The following is a 17,001-nucleotide window of genomic DNA, read 5'->3' as shown; positions in this document are numbered from 1 at the left end:
GGTACGATCCTGAATCTATTAACCCAAGGAGGAAAGATGAACAATGAATAGTAGACTTCAACGTAAGATTAGTCTGTTCTTATCAGTGCTATTGATAACATCAGTCTTAGCCCCGATCGGTCAGGCTTATGCTGACACCTCTTCCACCCCTGCGTCAATTCTAGATGAAAGGAGCTCAGAGATTGGACCAGGCGCTTCCTATCACAAGTATAGTATGAAAGACGTGAACGGATTTCAAAAAGCTGCGGTTGTTGAATTTGACCCTAAGAATCCAGCTTTAGAGCTCCAGCCAGGCCTAACGAATCATAAGGTGTTCGGGATGACTGGAGTCAGCAAAATGGCAACCGATGCTGATCAACCTGGCAACAAAGTAATTGCCGCAATTAATGGCGATTTCTATGATATGTCCAATGGCGTTCCTCTAGGCTTCTTTATGGGAGATGGTCGAATTCTTATCAGTCCCCCTGCTGACTGGAATGCCTTTGCCATTAAAGAGGATGGATCCACGATGTATTCCAGGAGTCCTCAATTAACACGGACGATCACTATTGATGGTGTAAGCAGTTCGATTACTCATATTAACCGTCCGCGCGGCAATGACAGCTTAAACCTGTATACTTTCGATTATAATACCTCGACGGATACGAATAATCTCGGTGACGAAGTCGTCTTGAATATGATTAGCGGTGATATCAAGAGTGGACATACCATGGTACTCGAGGTTGCTCAGATACATAAAGACAAAGGGAATACTCCGCTCGCAGCGGGTCAAGTCATCTTGTCCGCATCAGGAACCGCTCGTCAGCTGCTGTCCGGCCTCGAGGTTGGCGATCAAGTGACAGCAAGCTTTCAGCTTAGCTCTGGTTGGGAAGATGTGACCATGGCGATAGGCGGGAGCACCATCTTAGTTGTAGATGGTGAGGTACAGCCCAACGGCGACAAAACACTAGCTCCTCGCACTGCGATCGGTACGAAAGCGGATGGCAAGATCATTCTCTTCGAGATCGATGGCAGACAGCCTGGCTATAGCGAAGGGGTTACTCTGCAGCAGCTGGGACAGCTTATGAAGGATATGGGTGTCGTTAATGCCTTGAATCTGGATGGCGGCGGTTCATCTACTATGGTCATTCGTCCAGCTGGTGAAACGGCTCGGAAGGTCGTAAATAGCCCTTCTGATGGTAGCGAGCGTTCGACAGCTAACGGTCTATTGCTCGTGAATAAAGCGGCAGAAGGCCCTGCGACTGCTCTCGTCGTTAAGCCAAACTTAGAACGAGTTCTGGCCGGAACGACTTCTGTCACGTTCTCAGCTGCGGGGGTCGATGCTAATCTTCACCCTGCGTCGATCTCGGATGCACCTGTATGGTCGGTTGATTCGTCGATCGGAACGATTGATCCTGTGACCGGACAGTTAACTGCAAGTTTAAGTCCAGGCACTGGAACGATCACGGCAGCAGCAGGAGGAATATCAGGTACGGCTCAGATTGAAGTCGTCGATCAGCTCACAGAGCTTCGATTCCCCCATGAGTTAAAAACATTTGAGTCGGGAAAATCAGAAAAGCTCTCTGTTATGGCGCTGAGAGACGGCCAGATTATCCAAGCGGACAACAAGCTACTTCAATGGAGTGCTGATCCAGCTATTGGTACTATCGATGCTGACGGGGTGTTTACCGCTGCCAACGGCACTGACCTGAGTGGGAAAATCACCGTCAGTTATAAGGGGATATCGACAAGTATGGATGCGAATGTAGGCGTCCCTCCTGTAATTTTAGAAGATTTTGAGAATGGGCTGGACAAATACAAGACTACAGAAGGTGCTAATTACGTGAAGTCAGTCGCAAGCATCGAATCCACGAATGAAGAGTTCATTCGCTTCGGCAATGGCGCTTTAAAGCTGGATTATGACTTCATAGGTAAGTCGGGCACCTCCGGAGCCTATCTTCAGACGAAAGATTCATCTATGAATATTCAGATTCCAGGCTATCCTGAGAAGATTAGCATGTGGGTATACGGAGACGGCAACAAGCATTGGCTGCGCGCTCAGCTTCGAGATCCGAAGGGCACGATACCGATTGATTTTACAGATGAAAAGACGGGAGTTGACTTCAAAGGCTGGAGATACCTTGAAGCAACGGTTCCTAAGGGCAGAACATTGCCGCTCTCTATGGATATGCCTGTTCGTTACATGGAGCCTTCCGCTGCGAAGAAAGATGCAGGCACCATATACGTAGATCAGATTCGAGCTCTCTATGGACCAGCTAATGATGATTTGGATCCGCCTGTTATCAAGAACATCTCGCCAGCCGAAGGCTTAACGGTTAAGAACAATAAACCTGTTATATCGGTAAATGCTGAAGACTACGGATATGACCATGCGCAGAATCCGGGCAACACACTCATCGATCCTGCTTCCATACGTATGTATGTAGATGGCATACGGGTTCAGCATACACTCTATCCGCCTGAAGGTCGTATTCATTATACGCCGACGGTGCCGCTCGCAGACGGTGTTCATCAAGTGAAGGTTCAAGTGAAGGACTTATCGGGTAACCAAACGACTAAACAATGGACGTTCCAGGTGGATACGGGCGCTGCCAAGATCGAATATACGACGCCGACAACGCTATATGCCGGTGAAACGTATGCTGTGGATATTACGGCGAAAAATGCTTCAGTTATAAAGAACGCCAGCCTATCGTTAGCGTTCGATCCGAAGCTCGTCAATAGCCTGCAAGTCATTGCAGGAGATAAACTAACCGATGGACAATTGAATTCTGAAGTGGATGAAGCAAATGGAATAGCTACCATTCAGCTAAGCCAGTTAAGTTCGTCAGCATTAACAGATCAGGACATTCTTGCTCACATCCAATATCGAGTGAAGCCTGAAGCTGAAGGAACGCATACACTTAGCTTTAAATCCGGCTCGATTGAATTTACGAATGCAGGCGAGACGGTGTTCCCGTTCTTCGGGCTCCCTATTCGATCGGACATTAAGAATAAGCTGCAATTAACGTGGAATAAAGACGGTATCGTTCAGGGCTACCTTACTGAATTCAAGGTAAGCGATGAACAAGGGCAGCCTGTCGAAGAGGCCAAGATAATCGCTGATGGAGCGGAGATTGGCAGTACTGATGCACAGGGGATCTTAACGACGGATGCTCTTACGAAAACCCCGAAGAAATATCAGTTGCAAGCTAAGCTTGGTTCTGCTTACAGCCGTGTCGAGACATTTACCGTATCCGGTCATGCTGGAGCTCCAATCCCATCCAATGTCGTCGTAACGATGGGGCAGGATCCTTCCACATCTCGAGGCTTCACCTGGCAGACTAATCCGACAACGATCGGATCTGTAGTAGAGATCGAGAAGCAGTCCGAATTCACAGGCTTTAATTCGCCGCAAACGCTGCAATTCACAGGCTCGAGCAGCTTGTACAGCACGCAGGACCTCGGCACCGTCCGTGTCCATAAGGCTGCTGCTGCAGGGCTTGAGCCAGGCACAGCCTATATGTACCGTGTAGGTGACGGTAATGGAAATTATAGTGTTCAAGGAACATTCCAGACCGATAGTCGTACGGATGAACCATTCAAATTCCTGTTCTTTGCGGACTCACAAGCGACAGATCAAGCAGGCTACAATCTGTGGGGCAACACTGTGAAAACAGCAGTTGCAGAGCATCCAGATGCGCAATTTATGCTGCATATTGGAGACATGGTAGACAGCGGGTTCAAGGAAGCCGAATGGAATATGTGGTTCAACGCAGCCCAACAGGAGCTGATGAATACGACATTTGTCGCGGCTATCGGGAACCATGAGGCTATGCAGAATGGCAACAGTGATTTCAATGCTCATTTTAACCAACCGGGCAATGGATTGGATTCGTTAAAGGGCAGCAACTTCTCCTTCGACTATGAGGATGCTCATTTTGTTGTACTCAACAGTGAAGGGCAGCTCCAAGAGCAAGCGGAATGGTTGAAGGCGGATCTGGCGAACAACGATAAGAGCTGGAAGATTGCGTTCTTCCACCGCGGTCCTTATGGCAGCATTTACGATTCTGATACCGTCCGCAATTACTGGGCTCCTATATTGGAAGCCGGCGGGGTTGATCTCGTTCTAAACGGACATGATCATATTTACTTGAGAAACCAGATGAAGGACGGTCAGAAGGTTGAACAAGGCAAAGGAACCACATATGTTGTCGGAGGGTCCACAGGACCTAAGTTCTATTCCCTAACGAATAGACCTTGGATCGACATCTATGATGAAGAGAAGACGCAGATGTATTCATCCGTCGAAATTAATGGCGATCAACTGAACTTCATCACGAAGACGGTTGGAGGACGCGTTGTCGATCAATTTACACTGCATAAGAAAGACGCACCGTTACCGACAGAAGTCATCATGGATCAGCCGCAGGTCACTCTAGGTGTAGGAGAAAGTGCACAGCTTCAAGCAACCGTCCTGCCTATTGAAACAGCCGATAAGAGTCTAACTTGGTCCGTCGTTGATTCATCTCCTGAAGCCGCGGTTATGGTAAGCCAGGATGGGCTTGTAACAGCGCTGCATGAAGGAACTGCCGTCGTGCGTGCGACAAGTGTTGTGGACAGTGTATATGGCGAGAGCACGATTCACGTGACTGCAGACAGCGTGATTCTACCGGAGATGGTTAATATTCATTCAAAGGATTCCAGCCTATATACAGGGCAGAGCATGCAGCTAACCGCGGAGGTACTGCCAGAGCAGGCCTATAGCAAGGACGTGACTTGGTCAATTCAAAATGATTCGGTTGCTGGTGCTGCATCGATTAGCGAGAACGGGTTGTTAACAGCACTTCGTCCGGGGACTGTGATGGTACGGGCAACGAGTGTAGTAGAAAGTGTGTACGGTGAGCGAACTTTCACCATAAAGGATGTTCCGGTTGTCGATCCAGAGCCTCCGTTACCGACAGAAGTCATCATGGATCAGCCGCAGGTCACTCTAGGTGTAGGAGAAAGTGCACAGCTTCAAGCAACCGTCCTGCCTATTGAAACAGTCGATAAGAGTCTAACTTGGTCCGTCGTTGATTCATCTCCTGAAGCCGCGGTTATGGTAAGCCAGGATGGGCTTGTAACAGCGCTGCATGAAGGAACTGCCGTCGTGCGTGCGACAAGTGTTGTGGACAGTGTATATGGTGAGAGCACGATTCACGTGACTGCAGGCAGCGTGATTCTACCGGAGATGGTTAATATTCATTCAAAGGATTCCAGCCTATATACAGGGCAGAGCATGCAGCTGACCGCGGAGGTACTGCCAGAGCAGGCCTATAGTAAGGACGTCACTTGGTCAATTCAAAATGATTCGGTTGCTGGTGCTGCATCGATTAGCGAGAGTGGATTATTGACAGCCCTTCGTCCAGGTACGGTGACGGTACGGGCGACAAGTGTAGTAGAAAGTGTGTACGGTGAGCGAACTTTCACCATAAAGGCTGTTCCGGTTGTCGATCCGGGTTCAAGCGACCCGATTGTTAAACCGCCAGCAGAGAACGAGGATACATTGGTCATTACATCTGATCAACTGCGTGAATCGATTCAGAACGGAATGGCGATTCTGTACATCGATAAGCCTGTACAGTTTATCCAGCTTCCATCTGATGCGGCAAGCATTCTGAATGGAAAGTCGCTTCAAATCGTGATGCAGCAGATCAAGCTGACGATTCCTTATTCCTTGATCAGTGATCCAGCCAACAAAGGGATTCTTACTTTAAGCTATAAGGAAGCAGCTGCTGAGGGTACGAAGAAGCAGGTAGATAAGCTGGCTCGTGAAACTCATGCAGAGCTGCGCGCGGCAGGTCAGCTGTTTAGCATACAGCTAACACGAGCAGTGGAAGGTGGAGCGAGCCAAGAAGTTGTAGCTTATAAGCCATCTATGAAGATTGAGCTGGCTGTTGATTCGTCAATTAATCCGAAGCTGGCAGGCGTATATGAAATTCTAACTGATGGCGAGCTGCGCTATATCGGCGGCACGGTCTCGGATTCTAAGATTGTTGCAAATATTGATCATCCAGGAAACTACGTAGTACTCGAATACAACAAGCATTATAGTGACATTCCAGCTGGTTTCTGGGCTGAGGACGTCATTAAAGAGCTTTCCGCGAAGCAGCTTGTTAAAGGTGTAAGTTCAACCGCATTCGCACCAACCGCTACTGTTACGAGAGCTGAATTTATCTCGATGCTCGTTCGTGTGCTGGGTCTTGAAGGACATGGTACTGCAGGCTTTACAGATGTACCGGAAACGGCATGGTATGCCGACGCTATCTATGCAGCGGCTGAAGCTGGTATCGTGAACGGCGTCAGCGCGACGCTGTTCAAGCCTGAAGCTTCGATTACACGCGAGGAGATGGCAGTTATGCTCGTTCGCGCCTATGAATATGCGACAGAACAGAGCGTCCAAGCGGCGCCGGGAGCGAATGGCTTTAAGGATCTCCATAAGGCATCTTCATGGTCCCAAGAAGCAATCGCCGGAGCGAGTGCGCTCGGTCTTCTGAAGGGGCGAAGCGAAGGTGTATTCGCGCCGAAGGGTATTGCTACGAGAGCGGAGAGTGTGCAGGTTGCCTACAATCTGTTGAGCAAGCTCTCACTCTTTGGAAACAATCTCGGCAAGTGATTAGGTGAGGCTGAGCGAGAATCAGTGGTCATATGAAGTGAACTTCAACTAGGTAATTTGCAAGCCAATAAGGGGCTGTCCCAAAGTGGATTTTTTCTACCTGGGAAAGCCCCTTTTTTTCGGCTCTCCGATGTGGTTGTGGCGTCTGAGACTTCGTCGATAAAATCGATAGCTAACTACTATCTACAGGGGTGGGAACGGACACACGAGCCGCTATTTGCAGCAAACACCACTAATTCGCCATACTAGCGGACCGTAGAGCCGTTATTTGACCCGAAAAAGCCGTTTAGTGCTGGTTTTGAAGCAAATAGCGTCATCTGTGTCCGCAAACCCTCAAAAAACACCTCAAAATCATGAAATAGCGGCCCCTGTGTCCGTTCAAGCCAACTGCTTCAATAATATATTCCCGATAAAATAAAGCTCGTCACGCTTGTCAGGCTTGTTTGCATAATTGTCCAAGTACCCTCATAGACATGTTATCAGTGATGAAGCCGAACAATTGGCGAAGAATTTAACATGTCAGAGGGGATGATCTCATGCGACGTTTCACATGGGTGTTGACCATTATGATGAGCTTCGCGATCTTTATGGCCGGTTGCGGTCAGAAAGACGCTGCTTCAGTGGTCAAGGAGTTGGACCAGAAGATGAATAAGCTGGAGAGCTACGCAGGAATCGGCACGATGATTCTGTACTCAGGCCAGCAACCGTTGGAATATCAGGTGGAGGTGTGGTATCAGGACCCTTCCTATTACCGTATCGAGCTGACCAACGCGAAGAAAGATGTGAAGCAAATTGTGCTTCGCAACGATGAAGGCGTGTTCGTACTGACACCTAGCTTGAAGAAGAGCTTCCGTTTCCAGAGCGATTGGCCGGACAATCAAGGGCAAGTGTACCTGTATCAGACGTTGGTGCACAGCATCTTGTCGGACAACAACCGCCAGTTCTTGAAGGAAGGCGACAGCTATATCTTCGAGGTGGCTGCTAATTATCAGACGGATTCGCTGGTGAAGCAGAAGATCTGGCTGAATTCCAGCGACTATAAGCCTAAGCATGTACAAGTGACGGATGCGGAATCGAGAGTCGTATTGGAGATGAAGTTCTCCCAGTTTGAATTCGATAAGCGTTTCGATAAGGATGCCTTCGACATGCAACGCAACATGTCAGCCAGCGCTAATATTGATCCAGCTGAGATTATGCCGGATCCGATCAAGCAAGTGACCGAAAGTGAAGACGCGAAGAATAATGCGGCTCCAACGACTGTTCCAGAGCAGCCGGAGGGAACGGATAAGAAAGCAGATCCGGCCGACAATCAGAATGGTCCTGCAGACGGTAAAGATTCACAAGGTAAAGAGCAAAATACGATGGATATGGGACCATTCGGTATGATCACACCGACCTACACGCCTGAGGGTGTAGTGTTGAAGGACAATTATGAAGTTCCGGAAAATGAGAATCACGCCGTATTGCTGCGCTACACTGGAGCTTATAATTACACCATTATGGAATCAAGACCGAAGGAAATCGAAACAGGCGTTATCTGGGGACGTGGATTGGATCTGGGCTTCACTGTAGGACAATTGGTAGGTGAAGAGCAGAAGACACTCACTTGGATGGAAGATGGTGTGAAGTATCGTCTGACTACGAATGACCTCCCTGATTCCGAAATGGTGAAGATTGCCCAATCCATGGTTGAGCAGCCTGGAAAATAATATAGCAGTCAGCGCGCGTTTCCACCAATTTCTTACATCTTCGTTGACAGTCTTCCTGATGAGCATTAACATAGATTTGTTGTGGTCTGATCGGAAGAGAAGGGAACGGAGAAGGTGACAGGCATGGAAGCATATTTTCGGCCAACGCGCGCTGAGATTGATATAAATAAGCTGCGTCATAATATACGAGCATTTCGTCAAGCAGCTCCGGCACAAGTTAAGCTTAGCGTATGTGTCAAAGCCAATGGGTATGGCCATGGTGCTGTAACTGTGTCGAGAGTTGCTGCTGAAGAAGGTGCAGATTACCTAAACGTAGCCTTTTTAGATGAAGCAATTCAAATAAGACAGTCTGGCAATAACACCCCTATATTAGTACTTGGCTATACGCCGCCGGAAGGAATTCCGACGGCATTTTGCCATGATATAACGTTGAATGTGTATTCATTGGAAGTCATAGAGGCACTGGAACAACTTGCACCTGGATTGTCAGCAAACCACAGTGGACGCAAGCTCAAGGTACATGTTAAGATCGATTCTGGTATGGGAAGGCTCGGAATTCGATCGGTTGAAGAAGCTGTCGCTTATGTGAGACGGCTATCGGCTATAGAAGGTGTAGAAGTCGAAGGATTGTTTACTCACTTCGCTTGCGCCGATGAGGCAGATAAGAGCTATACAACGATGCAGCATTCACGCTTTCGTGCTGTTGTGGAGGCACTGGATGCAGCTAGTTTGCGTCCAGCAATTGTACATGTGAGCAACAGCGCAGCAGCAATCGATCTATTGGAGTATGGTTATGATATGATTCGTGTTGGCGTCAGCTTATATGGACTATATCCATCTACGGAAGTAGATCAACAGCGGATCGAGCTGCAGCCTATACTATCATTGAAGACAAAGGTAATACACGCCAAGAAAATGCCTGCCCATGAAGCTATCAGCTACGGGGCGCATTATCATACAGGAGATGCGGAATGGATCGCGACGATTCCAATCGGCTATGCGGACGGTTATTCACGAATGATGAGCGGGTCTGTGGAAGTGCTGATTCGAGGTAAGCGTGTTCCCGTCGTTGGACGGATCTGCATGGATCAGTGCATGGTATCGCTCTTGCCACTAGGTGAAGAGGCCGCAAGCGTGACCGTCGGGGAAGAAGTCGTACTCATCGGGACACAGGGGGATGCCTCCATTCGAATCGATGAGCTTGCCGACAAGCTCGGAACGATCCATTATGAAGTCGCGTGCATGCTTGCACATCGTGTACCGCGTGTCTATATCGAAGATGAACAAATATGCAGTACTGTTAATCCATTGTGGAATTAGTACGTATTCCCATAAATTCCCTGCGTTGATTATGTGATAGGAGGAAGGAATATGAATTCTTATCACGAATAATGGGGATAGAGAATAAGCACACTTACCCATGCGGTAGGAGCAGGTATGAACACATCGCTGTATGGATGAGCAACATACTTCATCTTTACGCAGCATATATATGATTCTGTATAAATTTACTACTGGATCGACATAATGGATACTAGGCAGCAAAGGTTTTGGAGGTGCGAGGACAGGTGGCTAATATTCAGAACACCAAAAGGATAATGATCAGCTTGCCCGACCAATTACTTCAAGAAGTGGACGGCATCGTTGCTATGGAGAACTCCAATCGCAGCGAATTTATTCGACAAGCAATGAAATTATATTTAACTGACCGGAAGAAACGCCATATTCGGGATTCGATGCAGCGCGGTTATATGGAAATGGCGAAGATCAATTTGACAATGGCATCCGAGGCTTTCTATGCTGAAGAGGACGCGAATGGCACTGTCGGCCGTTTAGTAAGCGGGGTGTAAACATTGATCGTAAAGCGCGGCGACGTGTTTTTTGCCGATTTATCTCCTGTTGTCGGATCGGAACAAGGCGGAGTCCGTCCTGTTCTCGTCATTCAGAATGACATTGGCAATCGCTTTAGCCCTACGGTTATCGTAGCGGCTATAACTGCTCAGATACAGAAAGCGAAGCTGCCAACACATGTAGAAATCGATGCCGCAAGTCATGAGTTCGATCGGGATTCGGTTATTCTGCTGGAACAGATCCGGACGATTGATAAGCAGCGACTGACAGACAAGATTACGCATCTGGATGAAGAAACGATGCGTAAGGTGGATGATGCACTGCAGATTAGCATCGGCTTAATTGATTTTTAAAAGTACGATTTGAAGACCGCTGGGAGATGTCCGGCGGTTTTTTCGTATTCGGAATTGATGTCGATTCTACCGCATTCAAAGAGTGGAAATTGTGCCGAAAGTTTGCGACAATAGAAAGAAGTATACGATAGTTGACAGCAACTACGAGGAAAAGGGGACCTACATGAGCGCACTTGATGAAGTATTGGACATGACTTCTCTAGATAGCTACTTAGAGCAGTCACAAGCAGGAGAAGCGGAGCGTCTGCTGAAGCAGCTTGTGGCGGAGCTGTCTCTTGGCAAAGGGCAGGTTGAACGTACGGTTCAGCTGCTGGATGAGGGGAATACGATCCCGTTTATTGCGCGTTATCGTAAAGAGATGACCGGTGAGCTGGACGAGAACCAGCTGCGTGCTCTTGAAGAGCGCCTAGGCTATATGCGCGGCCTGGAAGTGCGAAAGCGTGAAGTGCTGCGGCTCATTGCGGAGCAGGGCAAGCTGACAGAATCGCTGAAGCAGTCCATTGTAAAGGCCGTTAAGCTTCAAGAGGTCGAGGACCTGTATCGACCTTATCGCCAGAAGCGCAAGACCCGTGCCAGTGTAGCGAAGGAGCGCGGACTAGAACCGCTCGCAGAGTGGATATTGAGTGAACCGAAGTCTGGCAGTGCGGAGACGGAAGGCGCGAAGTACGTCGATGCGGACAAGGGCGTTGAGACCGCTGAGCAGGCGGTGCAGGGCGCTCTGGACATCATTGCGGAGCTGATGGCAGACGATCCTAACGTTCGAAAATGGGTGCGCCAATTTACATACGATCAAGGAGTGCTGCGGACAGAGGCGAAGGACAGCGAAGAGGAATCCGTCTACGAGATGTACTACGCTTATACAGAGCCTGTAAAGCGGCTGCCCTCGCATCGAATCCTTGCCATTAATCGCGGTGAGCGTGAAGAGATACTGAAGGTATATCTGGATGTGACTATTGACAAGATCACTGCATATATGGAACGTAAATGGATTCATTATCCATCCGTAGTGCGCGATCTTCTAGCGACTACGGTTGAGGATGCGTACAAGCGCCTGCTAGCGCCATCCATTGAGCGCGATGTGCGCGGGGAGCTCACAGAGAAGGCCGAAGAGCAGGCCATTCAGGTGTTCGCTCTTAATCTGCGCAGCTTGCTGCTGCAGCCGCCAGTGAAGGGCAAAACGGTGCTCGGAGTCGACCCGGCTTACCGTACAGGCTGCAAGCTGTCAGTTGTCGATGATACCGGTAAGCTGCTTGAAGTGGCGGTAACCTATCCGACACCGCCGAACAATAAAGTAGTTGAAGCGGAGCGCAAGTTCACGGAGCTTGCGGATCGTCACGGTGTCGAGCTTGTCGTGATCGGGAACGGGACCGCTTCCCGCGAGACGGAGCAATTTGTCGCGGATTGGATCGGCAAGCGCAAGACTGTCACTGGGCAGGAACTGAAGTATGTCATCGTGAATGAAGCGGGAGCGAGCGTGTACTCTGCGTCCAAGCTGGCGCAAGAGGAGTTCCCGGATCTGGACGTAGCTGAACGGAGCGCTGCATCCATTGCTCGCCGGATGCAGGATCCGCTTGCTGAACTGGTTAAGATAGAACCGAAAGCGATCGGCGTTGGCCAATATCAGCACGATGTCGCACAGAAACGCTTGGAAGAGAGCTTGGGGGCGGTTGTTGAATCCGCCGTTAACCATGTTGGCGTAGATGTGAATACAGCTTCGCCTTCTCTACTCTCCTACGTATCGGGCATTAACGCGACTTTAGCGAAAAATATCGTGAAATACCGAGAAGAGAATGGCAAGTTTCTCGATCGCAAGCAGCTGCAGAAGGTTCCGCGCCTTGGTCCAAAGGCTTATGAACAGTCCATTGGTTTCCTGCGTGTAATGGAAGGCAAGCGAATGCTGGACAAGACACCGATACATCCGGAATCATACAGCGTGGTAGAGCGTTTGCTGACACAATTAGGTTTAAAGGAATCGGCGATCGAAACTCCTGAGCTCGTGTCTCAGCTGTCGACGATCGATGTTGCTGAGATGGCAGGCGAGCTTGAGGTAGGTGTTCCGACCTTGAAAGATATTATCGACAGCCTGCTTCGACCAGGACGAGATCCGCGTGAAGAGCTTCCGCCGCCGATCTTCCGGACGGACGTCCTGCAGATCGAGGACTTGAAGCCGGGGATGGAGCTTCAAGGCACAGTGCGCAACGTAATCGACTTTGGAGCGTTCATCGATATTGGCATCAAGAACGATGGCTTGGTGCATATCTCGCAGCTAAGCGATCGATTCGTCAAGCACCCGCTTGATGTGGTAGCGGTTGGAGACAACGTAACTGTGTGGGTGCTCAATGTAGATCTGAAGAAGGGCAGAGTCGGCTTGACGATGCGCAAACCGAATAACGCTTAATGGATAAGCCGAGTGCGAGACTGCACTCGGCTTATTTGTTGTCATGTGCAACCACTTAGTCGTTGGGCATTCATCCATACGCATCCGCACCCGCCTTCATATGCTACAGGATAGGCGGGAGTAGTTGCCCTGCATTTTGTATAGGGAGTGATGCGAATGACAGCAAATAAGCAGATACTAGCGCGCGGCTCTTTGCTGCAGGGAACAGACCTTGCTCGCCAAGATGTAATATTACGGGGAAGTCACTATGAATGAGTCTCAGCATAAAAAAAATGACAAGTCAGCAGAGAAAGCAGTGAAAACGGAGCCGCCAAGCAATAATAAAAATCAAAAAAATGATAATCCAGCAAAGACAACAGTAAATACGGATCCTGCAAGTAATATATTTCCGGAAGAGAATATTACATCAGATGATTTAGCTATACTTTCTGTTTATGTCAATATTCTCAGCAGTGTCATAGGCTTAGCATCATTATATTTAGCTAAGGCGGAGAAGGCGAGGGAGAACGCTCAGGCTGAACCTACGGTTGTAGGAGGAGTTGCGACTGCTCCAGTTGGGGTATTGCGAAATAAATCTAATGTGCACAAAAAGAAGCGCAAAATGAAAAAATCCCGCCCTTAATCGAGAGTTGAGGACGGGATTTATTGTGTAGTTTGATCGAGAAGCGAGGATTAATCTGAGTTGCTCGGATGGTTAGGGTCCTTAGGCGTCATGGACAAGGCGTGGCTGCGAGTCAGGTGCTTGCGATAGAGTCTTTGCCACCTAATAGCGAGTTTGCGGATTCGAACGATAAAAAAACCAGCACTCATTCAATAATTTAATTTGTCGCCGATCCTTCTTCTGGAAGGCGCGCATCAATTGATTGCTCAACCATTGCGGCATTGGGGTTACCTCCTTCTGGTGGAGACGGTATACTCGTTGTATCGCTATCATATGGGCGGAGGTTTATAGAGGTGCAGGTCCGAATAAAAAAGCACCCATAACTAGATCGTAGTTGATACTAGTAAGGGTGCTCTCATCGTTGGAAACAAAGTGCGAGGCTTAAAGCTCTGCTTCTTCCTCATACCATTGCTCAAGCTGAGCCAACAAAGCGCGAATCTCAGTCAGGAGAGCGATAAGAGGGTACTCTGTTTCACGGATGCTGCTAAACGCGCGTTCCAGTCTATTCATATAATCGAGACCGCTAATGATCTGTTCCTGCTCGCGCAGCAGCTCCAACCCGTCGCATTCGGCGACGGCCACTGGCAATTTAGGTACATTAGGTGCCGTCAGCTTGCCGATTTCTTTATTCAAACGGAGATTAAGCGCGCTAAGCTGATAGGCGTAATCCGCAGGCATTTCAACATATTCGAACTCGGTATCGTGTTTAAAGATGATATAGCGCATCTTGGACATTCGTAATCCACTCCTCTATATTCAGAACCTGCTATGTAAGGCCTTCTATGGATTCATCATTGATTCTCTTGACAGTGTAAAGGAGTTCAAGTACAAATTCAAGTAGATTCAATATACAATAGTCATACTAGACTGGTGGATAGAAAGGCGATTCATATGGAAAAAAACGTGACTAATGAGGAACTTCAGCGTTGGATTGAGCGAGTGTCGATGCGTGATTTCAGAAGACCGTTCCGACATAAGGCGCGTTGGAATGCTCGCTTGTCTACAACGGGTGGTCGTTATTTATTGAAGTCCCATGACATAGAGATTAATCCGAAGCAGTATGCTATCAATGGAGCAGAAGAAGTGGAGAAGATCATTAAGCATGAGCTGTGCCACTATCATCTTCATTTGGCAGGCAGGGGGTATCAGCATCGGGATGCCGACTTCAAGCAGCTGCTGGCTGCTGTTGGCGGCTCGAGATATTGCAAGTCGATGCCGGATCAGCAGCGTAAGCGATCTGAGCCGTATCGCTACCAGCTTGTATGCCATGCATGCGGTCAGAAGTATATGCGTAAACGTAAAGTCGATATTCGAAAATATGCATGCGGTGTATGCAGGGGCAAGCTGAAGCAGGAGGCGCTTGTTTAGGTGTTTATTGCTGTTTGTAGCGGAGAACGTACTTGAAATGATCTCTTGGGAGGTATGGGAATGGCAAATAAGCTGGAGGGCAAAGTCATTGCAATAACCGGACCGCGCAAGGCGGAAGAGATGTCCATACTCGTACAGAAGCAGGGTGGAATACCGTTGATTCGACCTATGCAGGGGACGATGCTCGAAGAGTTCGAGCATCTGGACAGTGAAGTCGACAAGCTGCTTCAACAGCCGCTGGATTGGGTGATCTGGACGACCGGGATGGGCGTCAATCAATTGATTGAGGCGGCTCGTGAAGCCGGTAAGCTCGACGAGCTGCTGCTAAGGCTTAGCGAGCTCAAGCATGCCGCGCGCGGCTATAAGACGGTGAATGCCCTGCGTAAGCTGGTCATCACGCCGGATGTGCGCGACGACGACGGCTCGACGCTAGGCCTCGTGCGCGCGATGGAGGCGCTTGGCAGCGATGCCTGGCGTGGCAAGCGGCTCGCGCTGCAGCTGCACGGCGATCCCGCGCCCGCGCTTGTGCGCTGCGCGCAGGCTCTCGGCGCGAGCGTGATGGAGCTGCTGCCGTATCGCCATACCGCGCCGCCGCCGGAGGACAGCGAGCAGCTTCTGCGTGAGCTGCTCGCGGGCGAGATCGACGCGGTGGCGATCACGAGCGCCCCGCAAGCTCGCAACCTGTTCCGCTATGCGGAGGAACAGGGGCTCGCGGCAGAGCTGCGCGGCATCTTCGAAGGGCGCACACTCGCCGCTGCGGTCGGCAAGGTTACTGCCGCCGCTCTTAGCGACGAAGGCGTGGCGCGCATTCTTGTGCCGCAGGAGGAGCGCATGGGAGCGCTCATCGTCGCGCTCTCGCGCTGGTATCAACAGGAGCAAGGCTAACGGCTTGCTCCTGCTCGATTGAGAGCTTATGCCGCCTAAGCTTGGCAACGCGCCTGCGCAATCTTCACAAGAGATTTTTGCCGTACTCTTGATGGGATACTTGACATCGTTAATTGTTCATGGTAAATTAGAACTTGTCATTCCCTGATAGCTCAGTCGGTAGAGCACTCGACTGTTAATCGAGTTGTCACAGGTTCGAGTCCTGTTCGGGGAGCCACTATGGAGAGATACCCAAGAGGCCGAAGGGGGCGCTTTGCTAAAGCGTTAGGGTGTAACAGCCGCGGGGGTTCGAATCCCCCTTTCTCCGCCATTTAACTTTAACTTGATCTTTTTTTGAAAATCCCGCGAGGGATTTTTTTGTTTTTTGAATTCATCACGCAATCAAGCTCAAGATCGCCTCGGGGTCATTAATTAAGTATGAAAAATGTCCGCTGAGGAGATGATAATTGTTGTTCGAACATCCCCGTGATCCCTTTTAAAACTTGGCTGAAAAAGGATAAAAAAAGGGGTTGCCAACTTCATCTCTGTTTGATATACTCTTAAATGTCGCCGATGAGGTGACGGAACATTGATGAAATTGCGGCCCGTTGGTCAAGGGGTTAAGACACCTCCCTTTCACGGAGGTAACAGGGGTTCGAATCCCCTACGGGTCACCAATACTCTAGCTGTATAGTGGACGTGTACTAGCATCAGAGTTTCAGCATCATGAGCCATTAGCTCAGTTGGTAGAGCACCTGACTTTTAATCAGGGTGTCGAAGGTTCGAGTCCTTCATGGCTCACCAGTATTATTTATCTGGTATCCTTATATGTGCGGTAGTGGTGGAATGGCAGACACGCTATCTTGAGGGGGTAGTGGGCGTACGCTCGTGGAGGTTCGAGTCCTCTCTACCGCACCATAACTTACGAATGATCATCCTTGCGGAAGCGCAAGGATTTTTTGCATTTAATTTCGAAAAAATAGATTCACTCGATCTAGCTCCTGCTGCAGTTCAGCAAACGTTTGATCCAGATTCGCGCCTGCCGCTATATCAGCGATTGCCGCTTCGTGAAAGGCAACTATTTGTAATCTCATATAAATATAGATAAAGAGCCCAAGAGGGACTGGTGAATCCAGTTGAACTTGGGCTTTTTTAATACA

Annotated in this window: 12 protein-coding genes and 5 tRNA genes; 14 read left to right on the top strand and 3 right to left on the bottom strand. The window is 49.2% G+C overall.

The annotated features are described in order from the left end of the window. Window positions 1-43: 43 nt before the first annotated feature. The 7 genes from ACXX53_RS03760 to ACXX53_RS03730 all read left to right on the top strand — a co-directional run bounded on the left by ACXX53_RS03760 (window position 44) and on the right by ACXX53_RS03730 (window position 13,570). Window positions 44-6,637: an Ig-like domain-containing protein gene (locus ACXX53_RS03760; RefSeq protein WP_458567247.1), complete on the top strand. Its 6,594-nt coding sequence runs from the start codon at window positions 44-46 to the stop codon at window positions 6,635-6,637. A gap of 536 nt (window positions 6,638-7,173) precedes the next feature. After that, complete coding sequence (locus ACXX53_RS03755) at window positions 7,174-8,346, top strand: LolA family protein (RefSeq protein ID WP_458567246.1); 1,173 nt, start codon at window positions 7,174-7,176, stop codon at window positions 8,344-8,346. A 123-nt stretch (window positions 8,347-8,469) separates the two neighbouring features. Further along, window positions 8,470-9,666: an alanine racemase gene (gene alr, locus ACXX53_RS03750; protein ID WP_458567245.1), complete on the top strand. Its 1,197-nt coding sequence runs from the start codon at window positions 8,470-8,472 to the stop codon at window positions 9,664-9,666. Window positions 9,667-9,914: 248 nt separating this feature from the next. After that, window positions 9,915-10,196 carry a CopG family ribbon-helix-helix protein gene (locus ACXX53_RS03745; protein WP_458567244.1) on the top strand — a complete coding sequence of 94 codons (282 nt, stop codon included), beginning with the start codon at window positions 9,915-9,917 and terminating at the stop codon, window positions 10,194-10,196. 3 nt (window positions 10,197-10,199) lie between these two features. Next, on the top strand, window positions 10,200-10,550 hold the full coding sequence (locus ACXX53_RS03740) for a type II toxin-antitoxin system PemK/MazF family toxin (protein WP_458567243.1): 351 nt from the start codon (window positions 10,200-10,202) through the stop codon (window positions 10,548-10,550). A gap of 163 nt (window positions 10,551-10,713) precedes the next feature. Continuing rightward, window positions 10,714-12,948: a Tex family protein gene (locus ACXX53_RS03735; protein WP_458567242.1), complete on the top strand. Its 2,235-nt coding sequence runs from the start codon at window positions 10,714-10,716 to the stop codon at window positions 12,946-12,948. Between the two features lie 247 nt (window positions 12,949-13,195). Beyond that, window positions 13,196-13,570, top strand: coding sequence for a hypothetical protein (locus tag ACXX53_RS03730; RefSeq protein WP_458567241.1), 375 nt, complete (start codon window positions 13,196-13,198; stop codon window positions 13,568-13,570). 141 nt (window positions 13,571-13,711) lie between these two features. Here the strand turns inward: ACXX53_RS03730 and cmpA are convergent, their stop codons facing one another. Both cmpA and ACXX53_RS03720 read right to left on the bottom strand, forming a co-directional pair. Beyond that, window positions 13,712-13,831, bottom strand: a complete 120-nt coding sequence (cmpA, locus tag ACXX53_RS03725; protein WP_458567240.1) for a cortex morphogenetic protein CmpA — start codon at window positions 13,829-13,831, stop codon at window positions 13,712-13,714. Window positions 13,832-13,990: 159 nt separating this feature from the next. After that, on the bottom strand, window positions 13,991-14,344 hold the full coding sequence (locus ACXX53_RS03720) for a hydrolase/acyltransferase (RefSeq protein ID WP_458567239.1): 354 nt from the start codon (window positions 14,342-14,344) through the stop codon (window positions 13,991-13,993). A gap of 156 nt (window positions 14,345-14,500) precedes the next feature. Here ACXX53_RS03720 and ACXX53_RS03715 point away from each other — a divergent pair, with 156 nt between their 5' ends. From ACXX53_RS03715 to ACXX53_RS03685, 7 genes are all read left to right on the top strand, one after another. Further along, window positions 14,501-14,977, top strand: coding sequence for a SprT family protein (locus tag ACXX53_RS03715; protein WP_458567238.1), 477 nt, complete (start codon window positions 14,501-14,503; stop codon window positions 14,975-14,977). Between the two features lie 60 nt (window positions 14,978-15,037). Further along, on the top strand, window positions 15,038-15,862 hold the full coding sequence (locus ACXX53_RS03710; RefSeq protein ID WP_458567237.1) for a uroporphyrinogen-III synthase: 825 nt from the start codon (window positions 15,038-15,040) through the stop codon (window positions 15,860-15,862). A gap of 141 nt (window positions 15,863-16,003) precedes the next feature. After that, window positions 16,004-16,079, top strand: a tRNA-Asn gene (locus ACXX53_RS03705). A gap of 4 nt (window positions 16,080-16,083) precedes the next feature. After that, window positions 16,084-16,172: transfer RNA gene (locus tag ACXX53_RS03700), tRNA-Ser, on the top strand. A gap of 271 nt (window positions 16,173-16,443) precedes the next feature. Then, window positions 16,444-16,518, top strand: a tRNA-Glu gene (locus ACXX53_RS03695). 51 nt (window positions 16,519-16,569) lie between these two features. Further along, window positions 16,570-16,645: transfer RNA gene (locus ACXX53_RS03690), tRNA-Lys, on the top strand. A 28-nt stretch (window positions 16,646-16,673) separates the two neighbouring features. Then, window positions 16,674-16,759, top strand: a tRNA-Leu gene (locus ACXX53_RS03685). 47 nt (window positions 16,760-16,806) lie between these two features. On the opposite strand, the gene ACXX53_RS03680 is transcribed toward ACXX53_RS03685, so the two are convergent. Beyond that, on the bottom strand, window positions 16,807-16,935 hold the full coding sequence (locus ACXX53_RS03680; RefSeq protein ID WP_458567236.1) for a hypothetical protein: 129 nt from the start codon (window positions 16,933-16,935) through the stop codon (window positions 16,807-16,809). Window positions 16,936-17,001 lie beyond the last annotated feature (66 nt).

This window comes from Paenibacillus marinisediminis (genome assembly GCF_054343325.1).
The sequence above is the reverse complement of the archived record's forward strand: the minus strand, read 5'-3'. Positions and strand labels throughout refer to the sequence as shown.

Excerpts from the sequence above, each read along its gene's own strand:
- ACXX53_RS03760 (WP_458567247.1), top strand. The coding sequence starts at position 44 with ATGAATAGTAGACTTCAACGTAAGATTAGTCTGTTCTTATCAGTGCTA.
- ACXX53_RS03755 (WP_458567246.1), top strand. The coding sequence starts at position 7,174 with ATGCGACGTTTCACATGGGTGTTGACCATTATGATGAGCTTCGCGATC.
- alr (WP_458567245.1), top strand. The coding sequence starts at position 8,470 with ATGGAAGCATATTTTCGGCCAACGCGCGCTGAGATTGATATAAATAAG.
- ACXX53_RS03735 (WP_458567242.1), top strand. The coding sequence starts at position 10,714 with ATGAGCGCACTTGATGAAGTATTGGACATGACTTCTCTAGATAGCTAC.
- ACXX53_RS03730 (WP_458567241.1), top strand. The coding sequence starts at position 13,196 with ATGAATGAGTCTCAGCATAAAAAAAATGACAAGTCAGCAGAGAAAGCA.
- cmpA (WP_458567240.1), bottom strand. The coding sequence starts at position 13,831 with ATGCCGCAATGGTTGAGCAATCAATTGATGCGCGCCTTCCAGAAGAAG.
- ACXX53_RS03720 (WP_458567239.1), bottom strand. The coding sequence starts at position 14,344 with ATGTCCAAGATGCGCTATATCATCTTTAAACACGATACCGAGTTCGAA.
- ACXX53_RS03715 (WP_458567238.1), top strand. The coding sequence starts at position 14,501 with ATGGAAAAAAACGTGACTAATGAGGAACTTCAGCGTTGGATTGAGCGA.
- ACXX53_RS03710 (WP_458567237.1), top strand. The coding sequence starts at position 15,038 with ATGGCAAATAAGCTGGAGGGCAAAGTCATTGCAATAACCGGACCGCGC.
- ACXX53_RS03680 (WP_458567236.1), bottom strand. The coding sequence starts at position 16,935 with ATGAGATTACAAATAGTTGCCTTTCACGAAGCGGCAATCGCTGATATA.